We start from the raw sequence: 20,016 nt of genomic DNA on the forward strand, positions 1-20,016 counted from the left end.
TTACTCCTTTTTCTGGATTATCACTTTGTCTATGCTGACCTTTGCGTTCTTGAGGATGATCTTGACACCGCCTGTACCGGATGAAGATGGCATCATCATTGGCATACCCTGCATTGGCATTGCTGCCTGCATCATTGTTGGTGCTGCTGCTTCTTCCTTTACCTCTTCCTCTTCTTCAGGCTCTTCCTCTGCTTCCCATCTCTCAACGATCGGATGAGCTTTGTCAGTAAGGAAATTCCTCAATGAATCAAGGTCTGCTGCATCTTCTTCGGTTGCGACCTTATCAGCGATCTCAGCCGGAATATCAGAAAGTACACGGTCCTTCAGGTTCTTTGGCATCCATACAACACGGCCCCATCCGCCATCTGCCTGGATGAACTTTGGTGACCTGAAGTAGTTGATACCTACACCAAGGAAACCGGCAACCTGCTTTCCACCACCTGTCTGACCTGCCATTGTGGAGAATGGAAGACCGTTTGGTGCAGTGCCTGCATAGTCCCTGTCTATCCAGCCAATACCATCGACCTCAGGTATGTAGAAACCTACTACCTCGAAGCAACCACAGGATGTGTGTGGATATTCGAAGAATGAGTGAAGCTTGATACGGTCATATTCGCCGCTTGAAAGTGACTTTGCGATCTCGTTAACACCGGAGAACTCACCGGATTCCACATCGATCACATCGCCTTTAGGAATAGCGAACTGTGGCCCTTCTGGATCTACCTTTGCTGCTGCACGACCGTCGAACCAGTTGATGGCACCACAAAGTGAGATCCTGTCTGGTGTTATTACACAAACATTGGATGGTGCAAATGACTGACAGAGACTGCATCCGTAGAATGTGTCAACATCTTCCTCATGCAGGTCACGGGTCCTGTCGTCCCTTGACTGGTAGACTGCCTTTACAGCGTCCATCTCTTTCTCGATCTCAGCGAGGTCTGTTACATAGACAGCTTCGACCTTCTCAATGAATGGAAGCTCGTTCTTGAAGAGCATCATAACAGCTTTTGCGATCGGTTCAAAGGATGTTAAGCCCTTGGACACAGCATCCTTGCTGACACGAACCCAGACATCATAGCGCTGGTTCAGGTGCATCATACCCTGGATGTAGTTCTGGAAATCGTGGTTCCTACGTTCGACAATGGACTCGAGGTCTTCTTCCACAAGTTCTCCTGCGATCTTGTAGATCATTGCGAATGGGTGTCTTGAACCTTCTTCCATCTCTGAAAGGTCAGGGCCGATAAGTGTAAACCTACCGTCCTCTACCTCATCCATAGGTGTAGCTCTTACAAGCTCATATCCTTTTGATTTCGGTCCTGAGAGTTCGACGTGCATGCCATCCTTTCTAATCCTTTCCCCTTCGAACATAGGGGAAATCTCAAAGGGGAATTCTTCTGCCATATTTTATCCTCCGTTTATGGTCATCTAATTGTTGTAATGTGATTTATGTAATTTTGTTGGTCTTAGAGATTCTCGATCAATTCATCCAGTGCTTCGATGTGAACCTCAGGGCTGATGTTCCCGAAGGACATGGTAGCGTTCTGGACGTAATGCCTTTCAATTGAAATGGTCTTGAGGCTGGAAAAGCTCTTGAGACCGGAAAGTACCTGGTTGAGATAGTATTTCATATGTCCCAGCATGATTACGGTATCATACTGCCCTTCGCCGTCAAGTCCATTCCAGTTCGGATCACAAAGGTAGGTTGCCAGTAAATGCACGTTAATGTATTTTGCATTGACACCAGAATCCACCATTCCACTGATAGAGTGGCCGGTAGCTGCTACCGGCAAATCTGCTTTCTTTGCAATCTCGATGGTACGCTTCAACAGCTCTTCATCCTTAAGGATCTGTGATCCTACGATGAAAAGAGGGCGTTTTGCCTTTGAGATCATCTTTCCAGCAACATTTGGCTGTACTGCCTTTGAGGTCTTGCAACCGTATGTGCAGTGTATCTGAGTGTTCTTAATAACGTCGACCATGATTAAGCCTCCTTGCAAAGTCTCTTAAGGTTAGTCGGCTGTGCTGAAACATCGGATTTCATTGCTGGTCCGGAAAGGATCTTCTTTCTCTTCCAGTCGATCTCCCATCCATGTTCTGCTTCCAGGATCTTCAGCAACTCTTCACGCTTTGCGAGCGGAAGATCTGTCTCGGTCCTGACAAACTTGTGCCAGTCGTCGGGCATGACACCGAGATATTTCTGGGTAAGCTCAATGTAATGTGTCAGCTTGATCATTCTTCCCATGTTGTTATCACTTGGGCGGATGCAGCTCTTTGCGAGCATTGGCATCATTTCCTCAACGGTCTCAGCAGTGGTAAGCAGATAGTCCGGAGCTGCCGGGATTGGCATCTCGCTTCCATCCCTTGCGTCAAAGACCTTCCATTTCTCTTCCTCATATGGCTTTGCGATAAGTGCCCTGCGGTACTTTGAACCATGAGGACCGAGGATTACAGGGACACCAAGTCTGTTGCAGCCTGTTCCGATGGAAGCTGCCTTCTGGGAGTATGCACCCCATGCAACACCAACAGCACCAACACGATTGAGTGTGTAATCTGCGATCTCCTCGTAGTTACCGGAGATGTTCTTCTGTGCGAAGATAGCTGCGACCTTGATAACAGCACCTGAGATGTGTGAGTTGGAAACACATGAACCTGTGTTCATCAGGCCACCGCTCCTGAACCTTGATGGATACTGCTCGTAAAGTGTCAGGCCATCCTCGTTCTTGTACATACCGAGGTCCATTGCGGAACAACCAGAAACAACAACGATGTAGTTCCTTCTGAGCATCTCATCTGCGATCCTGTAGAGATCCTTTGTTCCGTCAGGATAATTGGAACATCCGACAAGTGCAACGATACCTGGTGTTGTACCAAGGACAAGGTTGACACCTTCTTCCCTGATCTCAGGATCACTGATAGGTCCTCTTCCTGCACGAACCTTTCCGACCTCCTCACTGATGAGGCGCTGTGAGCACTTCTCAATGACGTCAACGATGGTGATATCTTTAGGACATGCGAATTCGCAGCGGCCACATGCAATACATTTGTCATGAATCCACTCGAACTTTGTCAGGTCACCTTCGCTAAGGTGCGTAAATGCCTCACTGAGAGGGAGGCTGTCAGGACATGCAATTTCACAGGCACCACAGTGAACACAGGTATCTGCAATTGCCTTAAGGTCCTCTTCTGCAGGAAGTGCTTTGATTCCTTTCTGCTTCCTGATCTCGGACATCATCATCGTAAGACGTGGTGCAAGTTCTCCAAGCTTCTCATAATCGAACATAAGTGCACCCTTTTCCTTGCCAGTCGTAAGATCTTCAATGATGTCTTCGATATCATCATTGGAACGGTCCTTAAGGCCGTACATGACCTTGTCGTTGGTTGTAATGACAGGGATCATGAGCTTGCTTGCCTCTTCAAGGACATCAGCACGGATACACTGTTCATCGACAACGATAACATCAGGAATACCGGACCTGATGGTCTTAAGCTCCTTTGCAAGGGTACCGACGATCTTTGCCTGTGGAGCTGTCCTGTCCTCTGCCTTGTAACGGGTCATGTCAAGTGCAGTACAACACAGACCTCCAAGCTCCATTGTATCATTGAGGCCGTTATCTTCCATGTAGTCAATGATATCGGTGATCGCTGCGACGTTGTGGCCAATAACGATCAGTGTAGGCTTGGAAGAATCAATGCATCCCATTCCAATATCGGAAAGTGGTGGTTCCTCATCTGCCTTAGGGAACTCAAGACAGGATATCTGTGCAATATCTGAGATCTCCATACCAACGTGGTCAAGCATACCACCATGAAGTGCCTTTGACTCGAAATCGATCGCTGCCCCTTCCTGACCCATGTGGACAGCTGCAAGCAACTGAGTAAGCTGCTCCTCAACATAGCTGAGGACATTATCAAGGTCACCGAGTGTCTTTGGCTGGACACCTGTGACAAGCTGGACGTTCGGAGCTATGATATTAGTAGCGCCAACATCAAGCGGGTGATCCTTGCCATAAAGACCGATCAGGTGATGAAGAAGGTGTCTTCCGTGTCCGGAGTGTGCTGCTGCACCTGTGATGACACGAAGCATGAACTCACGTGCATTGTGGCCTGCAAGGTCGATACCACATGCTCCTTCTTTGTTACCACTAAGGTCACAAGGTCCGAAAGTACAGTAACAACACTGGTCACACATTGGAGTATAGACAGCATTGTACCTGTCAAGAATATTATGATCCCAATCTCTTAGTGTTGAGACATTGGGCTTAACAGTAGGCCCAAGCTCAACATCACTGCTTTCTGCTTCTTTTTCAATAGCACCTACAATGTTGTTGATGGTGATCTGAACATTTTCGAGGTCGTCGATAGAAAAACTACCTGTAGTTAGCTCACTCATATGTTTTCTCTCCTCCTGGATTGAACATTTCATAGTTTAAATGATTATATAGACTATTTCCCACGGGTGTTACGAATTAAATAAAACGTAATAACTGACGTACAGTCTTTGCAATGTTGGATGTAGTATGTATATCACGTATATAAGCGTTTCGACTATTTATCATGATTATACTAGATAATTCTTTTGTGAGTTTACACCGTTACAGAATATAAAAACACAATGCTAAGGCGACATAATATACAAAATCATGACACACTGTAACATAAGTAACGATGTTAACAATCTAACCATTAACAAAATGATAGATTTCGCCAAATATAACACATTGAAGACAAAGTACCAGACAATTCTCTATAAATTCATTTTTTAAAAGCTATTTGCCAATGAGCAGTTTGTCAAAAATCATATATCAGAAATCATTTTATTTGATAGCAGATATTGACATAATGGATCGAAATAATGTTATTTCCGATCGGGAGGATACATTGGACAATAAATGCTGGATATGTGGCAAGCAGGAACCCATGATGTTCACCTGCCGTCATTGTGGCAAAACGTTCTGCTCAGATCACCGACTTCCTGAGAGACACGCCTGCGAGGGCCTTGAACGAGGTGCAGGATATTCTTCAGGGACCTCAGGAACTTCAGGTAACTACAACAGGACATACACTGGCGGCCAGTCATACGGTCCGGAAGTGGATGAGGCCATTAAGAACATGATGAAAGATGCAGCAAAGACTGCTGCAAAAGGAGCTGCCACAGGTGCGGTTTACCGAACAAGGTCATCGATATCGACAAGTCCTTCAATGGCAATAATATTCATCTGCATAATATCATTCTTCCTGGAACTTATACCGGGTTACGTGGAACTATTCCAACTGGTCCCGAGCATGATCTTCGCAAGACCATGGACAATGATCACACATATGTTCCTGCATGGTGGCTTTGGACACATCTTTTTTAACATGCTTGTCTTGTTCTTCTTCGGAAGGGAACTTGAAAGACGCATAGGAAAGGACATGTTCCTCTATGTTTACTTCATATCAGGCATAGTAGCAGCTCTTGGATATGCACTTACCAGCAATACCGGATTACCTATGATCGGAGCCAGTGGTGCCATCATGGGAGTTTTCGCAACGCTCACAGTGTTGGCACCTGAAATGCAGGTCTATGTATATTTCATACCAATGCGGATCAAGTATGCGCTCCTGCTCTTTGCACTACTCGATTTTGCGCTGATAGGAGCAAACGACATGGTCGCCCATACTGCACACCTAAGTGGAGTTCTTGTGGGCCTTTACATGGGATTCAGGATCAAAAGCTCTGGTAAACAGCGCAGGAGAACAGGGTACGATACGCGAAGGTGGTGAAACTGAAAGTTAACAACTCCCACCTTGCAAGATATCGCCCAAGACCAGAAGAAGGGGAAGAGATCCCCATACAGTTCATTGAAATGGAAGAGAGGGTCGCAGGATGGTCACCTGAACTTAAAAAGACCATCTACCTTACAGCGCCATGCAATTATGATCCCGACAAGCTCAAGCGTGTGCGCGAGGTCTTCCTCCTCAAAGTATACAACTGGTTTCTGGATGGGATCAGCATAATAGAACTGTCACACACAGAGCGGATCCAGTTCGAAGACGTTCTGAACGACTTCCTCCTGTACGGAGGAGAATTGCGTTACACAAGAATAAAAAAGGGGAAAAGAAACATAAATCACTTCAGGCTTGAAGACAAAAATATTGAAGTGCGTGCGAAAAAAAGTACCCTGAAAGAGATATTATGAGACTCTGCTTTTCATAAATTTAGCATATCGTAAAGTACGTATTGTGCCTTTCAACAGAACACATCAGGAATAAATGGGTAACAGAATCAAGCGGAGATACTAAATAATATATGCTCATTTCTTAAAAGGAAGGGTTAGAGGGGAGCCACAACATAGATAATTCACTTGTGATCAGTTCATGAACGCTTCATATAAGAAACATAATAATTATAATTCATAAGGATATATTATAATAATAAAATTTGAGGGAAGCATGCAGAACGTTAAAACTGGATTCAATTCCATTGTCAAGTATCTTAGTACAAAAAAGGAAACCGACAGGAGACGCATAGGGCTTCTTGTTGATGGCCCTAACGTACTGCGAAAAGAGTTTAATGTAAACCTTGAAGAGATACGTGATGTATTAAAGGAATATGGCAATGTAAAGATAGGAAGGGTTTTCCTGAACCAGTATGCATCAGATAAACTGGTAGAAGCAATAGAGAACAATGGTTTTGAGCCTATAATTTGCTCCAGTGATGTTGATGTTCGTCTTGCAGTGGAAGGAATGGAACTGGTATACAACCCAACCATTGATACAATAGCACTGGTTACAAGAGATGCTGATTTTAAGCCACTTCTAACCAAGGCCAACGAACATGGCAAAGAGACCATAATCTTTGGTGTTGAACCCGGATTCTCAACCGCCCTCCGTAATTCTTCTGACTATGTTGTAATACTTGACAACAATCAGATGAACTATTATGAAGAGGAAGAGAACGATAGGTCACATGTTCTCAGGACATCCACAACAATTTGAATTCTAAAAACATATAAAACTATTTTCTGCATGCAAATGATATGCATGCAGTCACAGAACAATACCTTACATTAGTTCTGTTTTTTTTTGATTGGAACTTGTTCCTGAAAAATTATTCCTGATGCGACTGTACCATCTGTATAAGAGACTCAAGCCTATCACGAGATAAGCCTTTTTTGACTTCCGTACAGTTCTTTACTTTTCCAATGAGAGTACAAAGCTCATCGTGATCCAGATGATAGCCGAGGTCCTCCACAATACCCCTGAGGGCCTTCTTTCCAGTATGCTTGCCTACTATCAGGTTACGCTTCCCACCAACCATCTCAGGACTAAAAAGCTCATAGGTACGTGGCTCTTCGAGGATCGCCATTACATGAATACCGGACTCATGAGTGAAAGCATGCTTGCCAACTACTGACTTGTTCACAGCAATAGGCAATCCGGAATATTCCTGAAGCTTACCTGAAATTGCAGTAAGTTTTGTGGTATCATACCTGTCAATGCCATGCTGTACCCTTAAGGCAACCAGAAGCTCTTCAAGAGAGGCATTACCTGCCCTTTCACCAATTCCATTGACCGTGGTATGCAGTTGCTTTGCTCCGGCCTCTGCAGCTACAAGGGTATTTGCGGTTGCCATCCCCAGGTCATCGTGGCAGTGGATACAGATCGGAGTATTAACGACCTTCTTGATCTCAGATACCAGATAATGAGTAGTGGCAGGACTTAAGATACCAATTGTGTCTGCAATGCTTACGTAATCAACTTTATATTCCTCTGCTGCGAGGAATGCTTTTTTGAGAGTTTCCACGTCAGTCCGGGTACCATCCTCTGCTGCGAACCTTACCTTAAGGCCATGGTCCTTTGCATGTTCGATAGCACCCATTGCACAACTGAAAACATCTGCACAGCTCTTATGGTACTTGAACTTCAAATGAAGGTCTGACATTGCAATAAAGATGCTGACAATATCAACATCACAATCTATTGCTGCATCAACATCACTTATGACAGAGCGTGCAAGACAACAGATGTTCGAGTCCAGTCCCATATTGCTGATCTCTTTAACGATCTCTTTCTCAGAACTGGAGACAACAGGAAATCCGGCTTCGATGACCTCAACACCTATAGCATCCAGCTCACGTGCAAGATCGAATTTTTCCTCCATTGTGAAAGCTACACCAGGTGTCTGCTCACCATCCCTTAATGTCACATCACATATCTCGATGTCAAGGGGTTTCATATCGAGGAAGCTCATAAGTTCATTTCTGGAATAATCATCAGTATTAGACATAGTATTGATTCCCACTGGTTGTTCGAGAAAGCAATATATAAATATGTAGGTTTTGAACCTGATATTCGGTTACCTGAGCTTGCTCTGCACCCTCTCATAGAAACCGCTTGCAGAGGTTTCCACAAATCTTGCAGGGAAATTGGACCTTGTCAATGTGACAACATCATTTTCCTGTATCGTATGGGTATACTGACCATCGACAACAAGCGCCGCTTCCTTTTCCGGAATGATCATCTCTACCTTGATGAGACTTTCTGCAGGCACCACCCACGGCCTTGAGGACAACTTGAACGGTGCCAGAGGCACGATCAGAGTAGCATTGACGTTCGGGTCAATGATCGGCCCTCCTGCGCTCATTGCATAAGCAGTTGAGCCGGTAGGGGTTGCGATAACAACACCATCAGCACGGACATCCTCCACTTCGCGGTCATCGATGGTTATCCTGAAGGTCAGTATCTTTGCAGGCCTTGCAGTTGTAAGCACGACCTCATTGGTTGCCGGAGGTATCCTTTCCCCGTTAAGTTTAACGTTAAGCCGGGAACGTTCTGTATACTTGAAGCCCTGCAGCGCTTCCCCGATGGCCTTAATAGCATCCGCTGGATTCACATCAACAAGGAATCCAAGAGTTCCCATGTTTATTCCCAATATCGGAAGCGGATCATCCATACGGGCAATAGTGCGAAGTACAGTACCATCGCCGCCCACCGAGATAAGAAGTTCAACGCCTTTGTCCCTCATCTCTTCTATAGCGATGACCTCCACATCCTGCAGGTCCAGGGGGTCAGCTGTGTTAGAAGTAACAGCAATATCGACCTGAGACTTGAAATGTTCAACGATATCCCGGACCATATCAAGTGCATCCTCATGGTCACATCTTGATACGATCCCGATCTTTTTGATGGTCATAATTACCTCCTAATAAGCTTCAATATATCAGAATGCGCATGTCCGTTCGAAGCTACCATATAAAATGGATTTATCACACTGCCCTTTAATTTAAGCGGCCCACCCTCACCATCAGTAACTTTACCTCCGGCTTCTTCTATGATCAATTTACCGGCGGCAACATCCACAAGACGCAGGGAGCCGCGTACATCAACGAATGCATCGGTCCGGCCTGCTGCCACATAACATAGTTCAAGGGCCACACTTCCAAATATCCGGATCCTTCTAACAGCCTTGCAAAGGCTCACTGTCCGTTCCACATGCCTGCGATATCCATACAGGCTCACACAGAAACTATGCAGCACAGAATTTCCGGAAGGAGTGATCTTTTTACCATTGAAATATGCACCATTCCCCAGCCCTGCATGGAATGTATCACCATTTGCAAGGTTTCTCACATATCCAAAATAAAAAGAGGATACGTCCGGTTCGCCAATTGCAATGGAAATACTGTAAACAGGAATACCGTTGGCCACATTATAGGTACCATCAAGCGGATCCAGAACGATGGAAAATTCAGGATCCTCGCCCAGTTTGACCTCTCCGAACTCCTCAGTGAGGATCCTCATGGAGCGGCCATCTTCACGAAGGACATCAAGAATCGCCTGTTCAGAAACATCATCAATAAGCTTGGTGTCCGTACCATCGGCACCCACATAGACCGTTTCGAAGGCCTCAGAAGTATCTACAAGCTCAGAGATCGCTTTTGAAGCTGCATCTGCGAGACGGTCGCAGAATTCCAGTGCCTCCGGGAAGGATATCATATTCAGATGGAAAAATAATGGGCAGATCAGATGCCCATCTTAGCGTTCGTTTCAGCAATGGACTTCTGTCCGTCGCTCTCAAGCTCCATCATTGCACGAATGGCATCCACATTCTCAGGTATGACATCTGATTCCTGGTGAATGGCCTGGAAGAAGTAAAGTTCTCCTTCATACATTGTGATGGATTCGTTCCACACGCAGTTCTCCCACATATCGCCCCTTGGCCTTCCAAGGTCCTTTGCGAGCTCCATGATCTCAGCGGTGGATGTTATGCCCTGTCCGACGAACCTTACTCGGCTCTGCTCTGCAAGAATGCTCTCTACATCTTCCGCAGTGCATTCCTTCTCAAGCTCAAGGTTGATGGTGTGCAGGTGCATCAATGTTGTAGGGAGTTTGACGGCTGTTGTTGCAACGTCAATGCCAGGTATGACGGTCTTCACATCAGGACCGTGGTGTGATGGCAACTTGATGGGGTTCGGGACGATCGCATTGATAGGACCGTGCTTGATGTCATTTGGGTCAGCAGATCTTCTCATAAGGGTTATGCGTGCCTTCTTCACTCCAAACTCATTGTTAAGTGGTGAAAGGACACGGCAAAGTCCGGTTGTGTTACAGGAAACTACCCTGACGAAGTCCTTTCCAAGGGCCTCTTCATAGTTGGTCTCAGCGTTGAAGGAGCAACCTGCAAGCTCGTGTGCCTCACCGCCCTGCCAGATGGCCTTGACACCTGCCTTTTCATAAAGTTCCTTGTTGGTAACACCGACTTTACCTGGCGTACAGTCAACCACAACATCGGCTGCTTCGACCATTTCCTCAACAGTACCTGCAACTTCAATGCCAGCTTCCTCCATGGAGCCGACCCTGTCAGCAAGAGTATAGACAGGATATCCCTTATCCTGTGCCATTACGGTCTCGAAGTTAGGGCGGGTCTTTGCAATACCTATGATCTCCATGTCGTCCTGAAGCATCACAGCATCTGCAACTCTTTTACCAATGGTTCCGTATCCGTTTATTGCAACTTTAGCTTTAGTCATTTAATGTACCTTCCATTACGAATTTGACACATTTCAGTATAAGTATATCAGTATGAATGATAATCCGGCGTCGGAGCTTACATGCCCGCAGGAACGATATGGCTCCTGCAGCCATCCAAATGGCTCCTGTTGCCCCTTTAATTTAATTTCCAATAATTATAGTTTCCCCTTTTGAAAAATCGACCTCTTTTATTGTACCGAAGATGATCGTCTTTTCCCCAAATATCCCCGTAAGCTCTATGGAATCACCATCAACCAACATCTTTGTGACGGATTCCATCACCAATTCCCTTTCATCGCCTTTGACAACTATTGCATTCAGTTCGCACATATTTGCACCTTCTAATATTATGATGGTCACAACCACCGGTGAAACTACATGAACTAAGTATATGCTTTAGATCACGCATTAATATGTTCTAATAATAGATAACTACTTTCACACGAAATTACAGATCTCACCTGACAAGTTTTGCCACGGAACATCCCATCTCAAGACCCATATCCTCTGCTACGGCTTCACATTTTGTACGAAGCAGATATGCAATAGACCCAAAGTTCTCCTCGGACATCGTTTCATAATTGGCCATGCCTTTGCTTATGATGAGGCTTGCATTTTCAAGGGCCTCTATGAACTCAGCAGGAGCTTCATCAAAGCAGACACCTACTGCATTTGATCCTGTGGTCAGCACCCGATCCACCTTTTTATCAAGCTCAAGCTCATGAACGTTCTCCATAGTAACATCAGTAAGCATGGGAGCACCACGCACAACAAGTGTGATCTTGCCGCCGACCTTCCTGATTATATCAAAGACGAGAGTATCAAGGATTATCTCGCCACAGTTATCGACCACATAGACAACATCATCGAGCATTCCGAACATCTCGGAGGTATCGTCCACATCAAGATCTTTCCTGAATATTTCCGCAAATGTCCTGTCAAAGACATCTTCACCAACATCAAATCCCATGATGCCAAAGTCAAAGAAGTTCCCGATAACAGAAGCAAGTACGGCCCGCCTGAACATCTCCTCATCGGAAGGGGAGCCCTCATACACGAGAGAGTGAGCATAAGGATACACTTTTTCTGCGATCCTGTTGCTTAATTTCCTTAGCTCAACATAGGGATCATCATCACCAAGCATTTCATAAGCTTTCCTATGGATCGCAGTAGATACAACGCCTGCCGCCACTCCGGGCTTATAGGTCTCTTTAAGCACATCAAGACCTGCCTGCATCGTCCTATATATTAGATCATCATCATCTGTTGAAAGTTTTGCTTCATAGTGTACCCTTGAGAGAAGGCAGTATGTACATCTTGGATCCATTTTCATTATTTTAGCCCTTTAGATTGTGATAATAATTTAGTGTCACTAACAGATGGATGTATCAAATAGACGCCATACACATAAGTTTAACTCTGAATACTGGTTTTGGCCAGTCACGGCACCAGCATAAGCGGAAAGGCATTTCCGGCATAAATCGAACATAATAGAAAAGACTAAAAATAGTAAATAAATAACCTTAAAAAGAAAGATTTGAGATAATAAAATATACTATTATCCTAGTTTGACATATTTTATATAAATATATGTATTGCTCATAATTAGGTTCGACTAAAAACGCATATGAAAAGAAAAAAGGAAAAAAGAAACAAAACAAAGTAACCTTTTAATCCAGTGATTTTAGAATAATCCTTACTTGTTTTAGGGAGTATTCCACCCCAAATTTCTCCTTGATCAGGGCTGCAATCTGAGAAGTTTTAACGACCTTATGCAACCTCAGATACAGCCTGAGATCATCCCTCTGTTCCTCACTGAGTTTGGAGGGACGGCCACCTCCATGCCGAGGTAGCAAACCAGCATAACCATCCTTATTCCACCGTTTTTGCCATACATAAGCAACCTTTTTTGTAACACCGACTTTTTTTGCAGCCTCCTCCACAGAATCACCCATGTACCTATAACGAATAAAGTATAGACGGTCAAGAACCTTGATCAGAGTTTCAATGTACCGGATCCTTTTATTCAATTCCTTATGAGTCAATTTTTTTTGAATAGGAATCATTTCTGTTTTTACCATGTCTTTTGATATTGTTTTAAAAGTATAAATACATTAGTTTCTAGTAAGAAAACTTTAAATACGAGTATTGGCAAGGAATAATTGCAGTTGAACAGGACAAACGACCTTTCAGGGAAAAAAAAACATTCCGGAAGGGCTGGGAAACTGCGTTACAAAAAGGTGATGAAAATGGGAAATCAGGAACTTTTTGACAAACTTAAAAATGCAATAGTAAACCAGGATATCAACGGTTGCCCAGTAGCAACACAGGAAGCACTCGATGCAGGAATTACTGCTTTCGACATAATCAACGAAGGATTAGCACCAGGCATGAAGATCGTCGGTGACAACTTCGAAGCAGCAACAATCTACCTTCCACAGATCATGATGTCTGCAAAGGCAATGAACGCTGCAATGGAGATCCTTGAGCCAATCCTCGCAGAAGAGAAGGGCGACGACGAAGGTGTCGGAACAGCTGTAACATTCGTACAGGAAGGAGATATTCACGATATCGGCCACCGCCTTGTTACAACAATGCTCGGTGCAAACGGATTTGATATCATCGACCTCGGAACAGATATTCCAAACGAGGACGTTGTCGAAGCAATTGCAAAGAACAAGGGTAAGAAGATGATCCTTGTAGGTTCCGCACTTATGACAACCTCAATGCTCGGCCAGAAGGACGTAGTAAGGTTACTTGAAGAAGAGAACCTCAGAGGCGAAGTCAAGATCATGTTCGGTGGCGCACCAGTCACAGATGAATGGATCGAAGAATGTGGCGCAGATGGCACAGCCGAAAACGCAGCAGATGCAGCAAGAGTAGCACTTAAGCTCATGAGCGCATAAATTGGGGGAAAATAAAATGACATTCACTAAATCAGTAACTTGCTTTGATTTCTATGACCGTGCACAGACCGGTGAGAAGACAACCCAGGATGACTGGGACTTGATGACCATTCCAATGAAGGCAATGGAACTCAAACAGAAATACAACCTTGACTTTGGCACCGAGTTCGTTCCAACCGACAAGGACCAGATGGAGAGACTCTTCAAGGCAGGTTTCGAGATGCTCCTTGAGTGTGGTATCTACTGTACCGACACAAAGAGGATCGTCAAGTACACAGAAGACGAACTCTGGGATGCAATCAACAACCCTATGCCAGCATTCCAGCTCGGTACCGGCAGAGATGCAGTACAGATGAAGAAGAGAGAAGTAGGCGACAAGAGAAAGCCAATCGTACAGGGCGGTCCAACCGGTTCCCCAATCTCAGAAGAGATGTTCTCTGCAGTTCACATGAGCTATGCACTCGAGAAAGAAGTTGACACAATTGTAAATGGTGTCATGATGACAGTCCGTGGTAAGCCACCTATACCAGGCAGCCCATACGAAGTTCTCGCAGCAAAGTCCGAAACAAGGATCATCAAGAACGCAGCAGCAATGGCTGGTAGGCCAGGTATGGCTGTTTAGGGACCAGAGACTTCCCTGTCTGCTCAGGGTAACATCGCTTCCGACTGTGTCGGCGGCCAGGTATGCAGTGACAGCCACGAAGTATCACAGCTCAACGAGCTTAAGATCGACCTCGATGCAATTGCAGTCATGGCTCACTACAAGGGCAACAGTGACATAATCATGGACGAGCAGATGCCAATCTTCGGTGGATACGCTGGCGGTATTGAAGAAACAACAATCGTAGATGTTGCAACCAGCCTTAACTCCATGATCATGAGCAGTGCAAGCTGGCACCTTGATGGTCCTGTCCACATCAGATGGGGATCCACCAACACCAGGGAAACCCTCCAGATCGCAGGATGGGCATGTGCAACAATCAGTGAGTTCACAGACCTTATGACCGGTAACCAGTACTACCCATGCGCAGGACCATGCACAGAGATGTGCCTCCTCGAAGCAGCAGCACAGTCAGTAACTGACACAGCATCCGGCCGTGAGATCCTCTCAGGTGTCGCAGCAGCAAAGGGTGTCATCACCGACAAGACAACCGGTATGGAAGCAAGGATGATGGGAGAAGTCGCACGTGCAACAGCAGGTATGGACATCGACTCCGTCAACGCTGTACTCGACAAACTTGTTGCATCATACGAAGGTAACTACGCAGATGCACCACAGGGTAAGACCTTCCAGGAATGCTACGACGTTGCAACCGTCACACCTACCGACGAGTACGTCAAGGTATACGAGGGTGCAAGGAAGAAACTCGAAGAGTTCGGTCTTTCATTCTAAATCTAAGATCTTTACAAAATCCTTTCTGCCAGCAGACTATGCTGGCACTCTTTTTTATTTTAAAGCAGTACTTTTTATTTCGTATCCAAATATGATACGATGATGGGGAGATCCATACAACCTAATTCTAAAAGCAGTTCTTTTTTGCTTATAGCTGTGACCTAGAGAGGCAGGAATAAACTTTCCAGACAATATTACATCTCTTGCAAAGCAATACAAGTATATTTCCATAATAATGCATTAAAATTTCATCTGAATATAACAGCAGAAAGACAGATGATCAGAGCAATACCAGGTCAAATGCGTCAGGAAATACGAGAGAATAATCCTGAAATATTAGACAATCTAAATAATCACACAGATATTTAGATCTGCCCTATATGCCCATTCGAGTATTTTCAAGGATAAAATGGGTTTTTAATTAGTTGTAATATAAAGCTTCAAACATCATTGATGAAGTTCTGATAAATAATACAATACTCTAAAAAGATAATAAACATCATGTTGGCGTGCGGCACCATCATACACCATTGAATAAATGTTTTTGAGAATGTTACATAAAATATATATATTGCATATTCTCACCGTGCTAAGTAACGCGATTACAAATAAAATATAAATTTTTTTTGTATATACATTAACTAACATATGTCGCAAAATATACAAAACTGATATATAGAACCCTATAAGAATGACAATTCCGGTTACCGATAAAGCAAAAAATATATAAGTAATAATGAGATGTGTGACAGAAATTTAGTAAATACGATATAATCTGTCCTTAAAGGGATTGTGTAATCGATTATATGGTTTACTTACTAGAAAGAACAAAGGTGTAGAAAAATGGATATATGGACTATTATTAATGGGATCATCTATCTGACCTGTTTTGCTCTTATCGGTTGGATGTTATTTGATGCCAGTAAAGTCTCAAAATAATTATAGTTTTTAAGGAGAGTTAAATGTCTGGAAATACAAATTCAGGACATGCCGATGTCGTAAAGACGCTCCGCCCCTATCACGTATGGGCGCTTGGAGTAGGTATTGTTCTGGTAGGCGAATACATGGGATGGAACTTCACAGTTGCAAAAGGTGGAATACTTGGTTCACTCTTTGCAATGCTGGTTGCAGGCACCATGTTTGTAATGGTTTCTTTATGCGCTAGTGAATTAGGATCATCCACAAAACTTGCAGGCGGACCTTATGATTGGGCGAGATTATTTGTAGGACCTGGTGCAGCTGCACTTGTGGGTCTTGCAGTATATATGGAGTTCATTGCCCTGGAAGCTGCTGACGCTATTGTCGTTGCATCCATCACAAATTCGATCTTCCCGGAAATAGAAACGTTCCCGGTTACATTGTTAATTATCTCATTCTTAACATTTATGAACTATCGTGGAGTCGTAGCTGCTCTTAATCTTAACTTTGCACTCACATTCACAGCATTGTTAGCTATCATAGTATTCTTCTTTATGAACATTACCGGATTTGCCGGTACATGGCATCCGGAATACCTCATCTCAGGAGCTATACCTAATGGATTTATAGGTATTTTCGCAGCTCTCCAATTTGGACCCTGGTTCTACCTTGGTATCGAAGGAGCGGCAATGTGTGCAGAAGAGTGCAAACATCCAACAAGAGCAGTTCCTCTCGGACAGCAAGCAGGTATGATAACCCTTCTTCTCGGTTCAGGTATGACACTTTACTTATGTTCAGGTCTTATTCCAGCCGCAGAACTCGGTTCTTCAGTATACCCACTCTTTGAAGCAGCAACAGCAACAGGTTCAACGTTCCTCATTGCAGCTCTGGGTATCGGTACACTTTTCACCTGCCTTGCAAGCGCAAACGGTACAGTTTGTGACGCATCACGGTCATGGTTTGCCCTTTCAAGGGATAAATTTCTGACAAACTGGTTTGCTGACGTGCATCCACGTTACAGCACCCCCTACAGGGCAGTCATTTTCACAATGCCTATTGCAATCGCATTTGCATTTAGTGGTTTCCTCGATCAGGTCATCACCTTTTCAATTACATCAGGCTTAATCTGTTATGTAATGATCCCATTTTCCCTGATCCGCTTTAGGAAGTTATTCCCAGAGCACAGCAACAAGGTCCGCCCGTTTGTGGGCCCTTTGCAGCCAACAATTGCATATATTACGATTTTCCTTGCCATTGTGATCATGTCTACCCTTAACTGGGGTTACAATTACAACCTGATCTTCGGACTCTTGTTCTACGTAATAGCATACTTCTACTTCTCGTGGAGGTACAAGAGTATTGAGATAAATCACGATTGGGGCGAAGACCTCGGATGGCCTGAACCTGTACACAGGAGATAATGGAGGAAGATAAATGGTAAACAAGATTAAATATCACAACGACCTCAAAAAAGACGCAGGCATTATTATTGTTGTATTGGGACTCATGTTCTTCTCAGAGATATTTGTCTTTTACAAAATAATTTCAACTCTATGGGATGCAGTGCCTGAAGTTCAGACCATATTTCCGGTCTACCTGCTGTTCCTGATACTCCTGCTCAGCATCGAGACCATCGGTTGCATCACTGTGTACAAATCGATCAAGGAACACATGTACGACTTTAACTATTACGATTAAGGAGCTGGAAATATGGCAAAATCTGAAGAAAAAGGTAGCATGATCATGCAGATCGCAGATATCCTGTTCATCTTCGTTGTCGCAGGTATTTGTGTAATTGCTCCCGTACTTATACTTGGAGCTGATACCGGACCTGTAGTGTTCGACTGGAATCCTTTCGAATATTTTGGCCTGGTGGCAGTGATCCTTGTATTCTTTGCGGTGATCCTGCACCACTCTATCAAGAACTATATATACTAAATTGACTCCAAATTGTTGTGGCTTAACTGCCACAACTACTCTTTTTTATATTTTTACTGCGCTGACATTTAGATTCGATAAGATAATTCTAAATGAAATTCAGTTGAATTCATTATTATAAATAGAAACCTTCTTATCTAACAAACAATCATTATGCTGTTATAAATAAAAGCTGAAATATACCATCAGCAGTATTTCGAGATAAAGGGGGATAATGACGTCATCACTGACAGACCATGTCTGGCTTTCTGAAAAAAGGACAAACTTGCTTTTGTTACTTATGGAAGGACCAAGGGATATCGAGCAGATTAAGGTATCCCTTAATGTGACATCAAGGGGAATGATGCCACAAATAAAGAAGCTCAAGGAGAAACATCTGATCGTCGAAGAGGATGACCGCTATAGGTTATCCAACATTGGAGAGCTCATAGTAAAGAACATGCTTCCACTTATCAACACACTGAGTATGATAAACGAGAACAAAGACTACTGGGAACAGCATGACATAAACATCCTGCCACCACATCTTTTCAAGCGTCTCCATGAACTCGGCAATTACCTGCTTCTTGAACCGGATCTACATTATACTTTTGAAATACCTAAGGAGTTTACAGAAAACCTCCTTAAGTCCAGAGAAATAAGATCAATCATCTCATTTTACCGCCCTGAATACCCGAAGTTCTATTCAGAGCTTGCAGAAAAGGCAGAAAGCCTTACACTGATACTTTCAAAAGCTGCATTTAACAGAATGAAAAGCAATCGTATGAAAGAACTGGATTTTCTTTTATCGGCAGAGAACACACAGGTACTACTATATGAAGGCGAAGCAAGACCTCCGGCGATTGATGTTTCTGAATGGTTCATGTATATCAGTTTTTTTAATGAGAACGGAAGCTATGACCACAATGACATAATGAGCTTTGATGAAAGTGCATTGAAATGGTGCTCCGAACTGTTCGATCATTACCTGGAACAATCCGTAGAAATAAAGAATATTGATGAGATCAGGGAGGCACAATGAGCGAAGAACTTATCGAAACCCTCTTCCTCTCTGAGAAAAGGGAAAATTTATTGATACTTCTCCTTGATGGTCCTTCAGATATAAAGAACATAAACTCAACATTGGATGTGACATCTTCTTCCATACTTCCACAGATAAAGAAGCTCAGGGAAGCAGGACTTGTCCACAAGGATGATAATGGGATCTATGAACTGACAACCATCGGAAAGCTTATCGTCGAGAACATGAAACCACTTTCAGGAATGCTGAAGGTCTTTGACAAATCCGATACCTACTGGGATGAGCGTGAACTGAACACCATTCCTGAAAAGCTTCGCGATAATATAGGAGATCTGGGAAATATAGAACTGGTCACACCTGATCTGGACCACATGTATGAGATCCCGGAACAATTGATAAGCAACACCCGGGAATCACAGGAAATGAGATCATTGGTATCATTCTTCCATCCGGATTTCCCACGGTTCTATGAAGAACTGGCCAACAGGGGAGTTGCCCTCGACCTGATAGTCACAGATTCTGTGTTCGAAAGGATGAAAAATGACTATGAAAATGAAATGAATTCCATCATGAATGCGGAAAATACGACCTTTCTCGTCTGCAATGATGAACTTAAACCTCCAACATTCAATATCACCGAAAAATGTGCATATATAACCTTCTTTAACATCCAGGGAAGATATGACCATCAGGACATTATCACCCATGAAAACAGTGCAATTGGATGGTGCAGGGAACTCTTCTCGCACTACACAGGGTTTTCTCAACCCGTCAACAAATAAGACCCATTATAAATATCGCATGGCTCAAGCATGGAATGGAAAGAC

19 protein-coding genes and 1 pseudogene are annotated in these 20,016 nt (G+C 43.9%); 10 read left to right on the forward strand and 10 right to left on the reverse strand.

Annotation, left to right across the window (positions count from 1 at the left end):
* From cdhC to cdhA, 3 genes are all read right to left on the reverse strand, one after another.
* The gene (gene cdhC / locus WOA13_RS02575; RefSeq protein WP_342126435.1) at positions 1-1,401 is read right to left on the reverse strand and encodes a CO dehydrogenase/CO-methylating acetyl-CoA synthase complex subunit beta; all 1,401 of its coding nucleotides are present in this window, start codon (positions 1,399-1,401) and stop codon (positions 1-3) included.
* Between the two features lie 62 nt (positions 1,402-1,463).
* Entirely contained in the window at positions 1,464-1,979 is a 516-nt protein-coding gene (cdhB, locus tag WOA13_RS02580; RefSeq protein ID WP_342126436.1) for a CO dehydrogenase/acetyl-CoA synthase complex subunit epsilon, read from the reverse strand.
* A 2-nt stretch (positions 1,980-1,981) separates the two neighbouring features.
* Positions 1,982-4,390 carry a CO dehydrogenase/acetyl-CoA synthase complex subunit alpha gene (cdhA, locus tag WOA13_RS02585; protein WP_342126437.1) on the reverse strand — a complete coding sequence of 803 codons (2,409 nt, stop codon included), beginning with the start codon at positions 4,388-4,390 and terminating at the stop codon, positions 1,982-1,984.
* A gap of 488 nt (positions 4,391-4,878) precedes the next feature.
* Here cdhA and WOA13_RS02590 point away from each other — a divergent pair, with 488 nt between their 5' ends.
* The 3 genes from WOA13_RS02590 (at position 4,879) to WOA13_RS02600 (ending at position 6,978) form a co-directional block, all read left to right on the forward strand.
* Positions 4,879-5,763 (forward strand): rhomboid family intramembrane serine protease, encoded by an 885-nt coding sequence (locus WOA13_RS02590; protein ID WP_342126438.1) that lies wholly within the window; start codon positions 4,879-4,881, stop codon positions 5,761-5,763.
* Positions 5,760-6,179, forward strand: coding sequence for a hypothetical protein (locus WOA13_RS02595; protein ID WP_342126439.1), 420 nt, complete (start codon positions 5,760-5,762; stop codon positions 6,177-6,179). Before WOA13_RS02590 ends, WOA13_RS02595 begins: the two co-directional genes overlap by 4 nt.
* 253 nt (positions 6,180-6,432) lie before the next feature.
* A complete protein-coding gene (locus WOA13_RS02600; RefSeq protein ID WP_342126440.1) occupies positions 6,433-6,978 on the forward strand; it encodes a TIGR00288 family NYN domain-containing protein in 546 nt (181 codons plus the stop codon).
* Between the two features lie 112 nt (positions 6,979-7,090).
* On the opposite strand, the gene WOA13_RS02605 is transcribed toward WOA13_RS02600, so the two are convergent.
* The 7 genes from WOA13_RS02605 to WOA13_RS02635 all read right to left on the reverse strand — a co-directional run bounded on the left by WOA13_RS02605 (position 7,091) and on the right by WOA13_RS02635 (position 13,094).
* Positions 7,091-8,269 (reverse strand): homocitrate synthase family protein, encoded by a 1,179-nt coding sequence (locus tag WOA13_RS02605; RefSeq protein ID WP_342126441.1) that lies wholly within the window; start codon positions 8,267-8,269, stop codon positions 7,091-7,093.
* Positions 8,270-8,338: 69 nt separating this feature from the next.
* Positions 8,339-9,175: an NAD(+)/NADH kinase gene (locus tag WOA13_RS02610; RefSeq protein ID WP_342126442.1), complete on the reverse strand. Its 837-nt coding sequence runs from the start codon at positions 9,173-9,175 to the stop codon at positions 8,339-8,341.
* A gap of 2 nt (positions 9,176-9,177) precedes the next feature.
* A complete protein-coding gene (locus WOA13_RS02615) occupies positions 9,178-9,978 on the reverse strand; it encodes a bifunctional fructose-bisphosphatase/inositol-phosphate phosphatase (protein WP_048205180.1) in 801 nt (266 codons plus the stop codon).
* 26 nt (positions 9,979-10,004) lie between these two features.
* On the reverse strand, positions 10,005-11,012 hold the full coding sequence (locus tag WOA13_RS02620; RefSeq protein WP_342126443.1) for a type II glyceraldehyde-3-phosphate dehydrogenase: 1,008 nt from the start codon (positions 11,010-11,012) through the stop codon (positions 10,005-10,007).
* 142 nt (positions 11,013-11,154) lie between these two features.
* Positions 11,155-11,343: a CooT family nickel-binding protein gene (locus WOA13_RS02625; protein ID WP_048205178.1), complete on the reverse strand. Its 189-nt coding sequence runs from the start codon at positions 11,341-11,343 to the stop codon at positions 11,155-11,157.
* A 127-nt stretch (positions 11,344-11,470) separates the two neighbouring features.
* Positions 11,471-12,346, reverse strand: coding sequence for a damage-control phosphatase ARMT1 family protein (locus tag WOA13_RS02630; protein WP_342126444.1), 876 nt, complete (start codon positions 12,344-12,346; stop codon positions 11,471-11,473).
* 337 nt (positions 12,347-12,683) lie between these two features.
* The gene (locus WOA13_RS02635; RefSeq protein ID WP_342126445.1) at positions 12,684-13,094 is read right to left on the reverse strand and encodes a helix-turn-helix domain-containing protein; all 411 of its coding nucleotides are present in this window, start codon (positions 13,092-13,094) and stop codon (positions 12,684-12,686) included.
* Between the two features lie 168 nt (positions 13,095-13,262).
* Between WOA13_RS02635 and WOA13_RS02640 the strand changes: the two genes are divergently transcribed.
* The 7 genes and pseudogenes from WOA13_RS02640 to WOA13_RS02670 all read left to right on the forward strand — a co-directional run bounded on the left by WOA13_RS02640 (position 13,263) and on the right by WOA13_RS02670 (position 19,971).
* Positions 13,263-13,919 carry a methyltransferase cognate corrinoid protein gene (locus tag WOA13_RS02640; RefSeq protein WP_342126885.1) on the forward strand — a complete coding sequence of 219 codons (657 nt, stop codon included), beginning with the start codon at positions 13,263-13,265 and terminating at the stop codon, positions 13,917-13,919.
* A 16-nt stretch (positions 13,920-13,935) separates the two neighbouring features.
* Positions 13,936-15,312: pseudogene (locus tag WOA13_RS02645) on the forward strand (monomethylamine:corrinoid methyltransferase).
* 962 nt (positions 15,313-16,274) lie between these two features.
* The gene (locus tag WOA13_RS02650) at positions 16,275-17,651 is read left to right on the forward strand and encodes an APC family permease (RefSeq protein WP_342126447.1); all 1,377 of its coding nucleotides are present in this window, start codon (positions 16,275-16,277) and stop codon (positions 17,649-17,651) included.
* A 13-nt stretch (positions 17,652-17,664) separates the two neighbouring features.
* Positions 17,665-17,928 carry a monomethylamine transporter gene (locus tag WOA13_RS02655; RefSeq protein WP_342126448.1) on the forward strand — a complete coding sequence of 88 codons (264 nt, stop codon included), beginning with the start codon at positions 17,665-17,667 and terminating at the stop codon, positions 17,926-17,928.
* A gap of 12 nt (positions 17,929-17,940) precedes the next feature.
* Positions 17,941-18,168 (forward strand): hypothetical protein, encoded by a 228-nt coding sequence (locus WOA13_RS02660; RefSeq protein WP_048205170.1) that lies wholly within the window; start codon positions 17,941-17,943, stop codon positions 18,166-18,168.
* Positions 18,169-18,382: 214 nt separating this feature from the next.
* Positions 18,383-19,189 (forward strand): helix-turn-helix transcriptional regulator, encoded by an 807-nt coding sequence (locus WOA13_RS02665; RefSeq protein ID WP_342126449.1) that lies wholly within the window; start codon positions 18,383-18,385, stop codon positions 19,187-19,189.
* On the forward strand, positions 19,186-19,971 hold the full coding sequence (locus WOA13_RS02670; protein ID WP_342126450.1) for a helix-turn-helix transcriptional regulator: 786 nt from the start codon (positions 19,186-19,188) through the stop codon (positions 19,969-19,971). Before WOA13_RS02665 ends, WOA13_RS02670 begins: the two co-directional genes overlap by 4 nt.
* Positions 19,972-20,016 lie beyond the last annotated feature (45 nt).

Origin of the sequence: Methanococcoides sp. LMO-2 (genome assembly GCF_038432375.1) — an archaeon.
GTDB classification, from domain to species: Archaea; Halobacteriota; Methanosarcinia; order Methanosarcinales; family Methanosarcinaceae; genus Methanococcoides; species Methanococcoides cohabitans.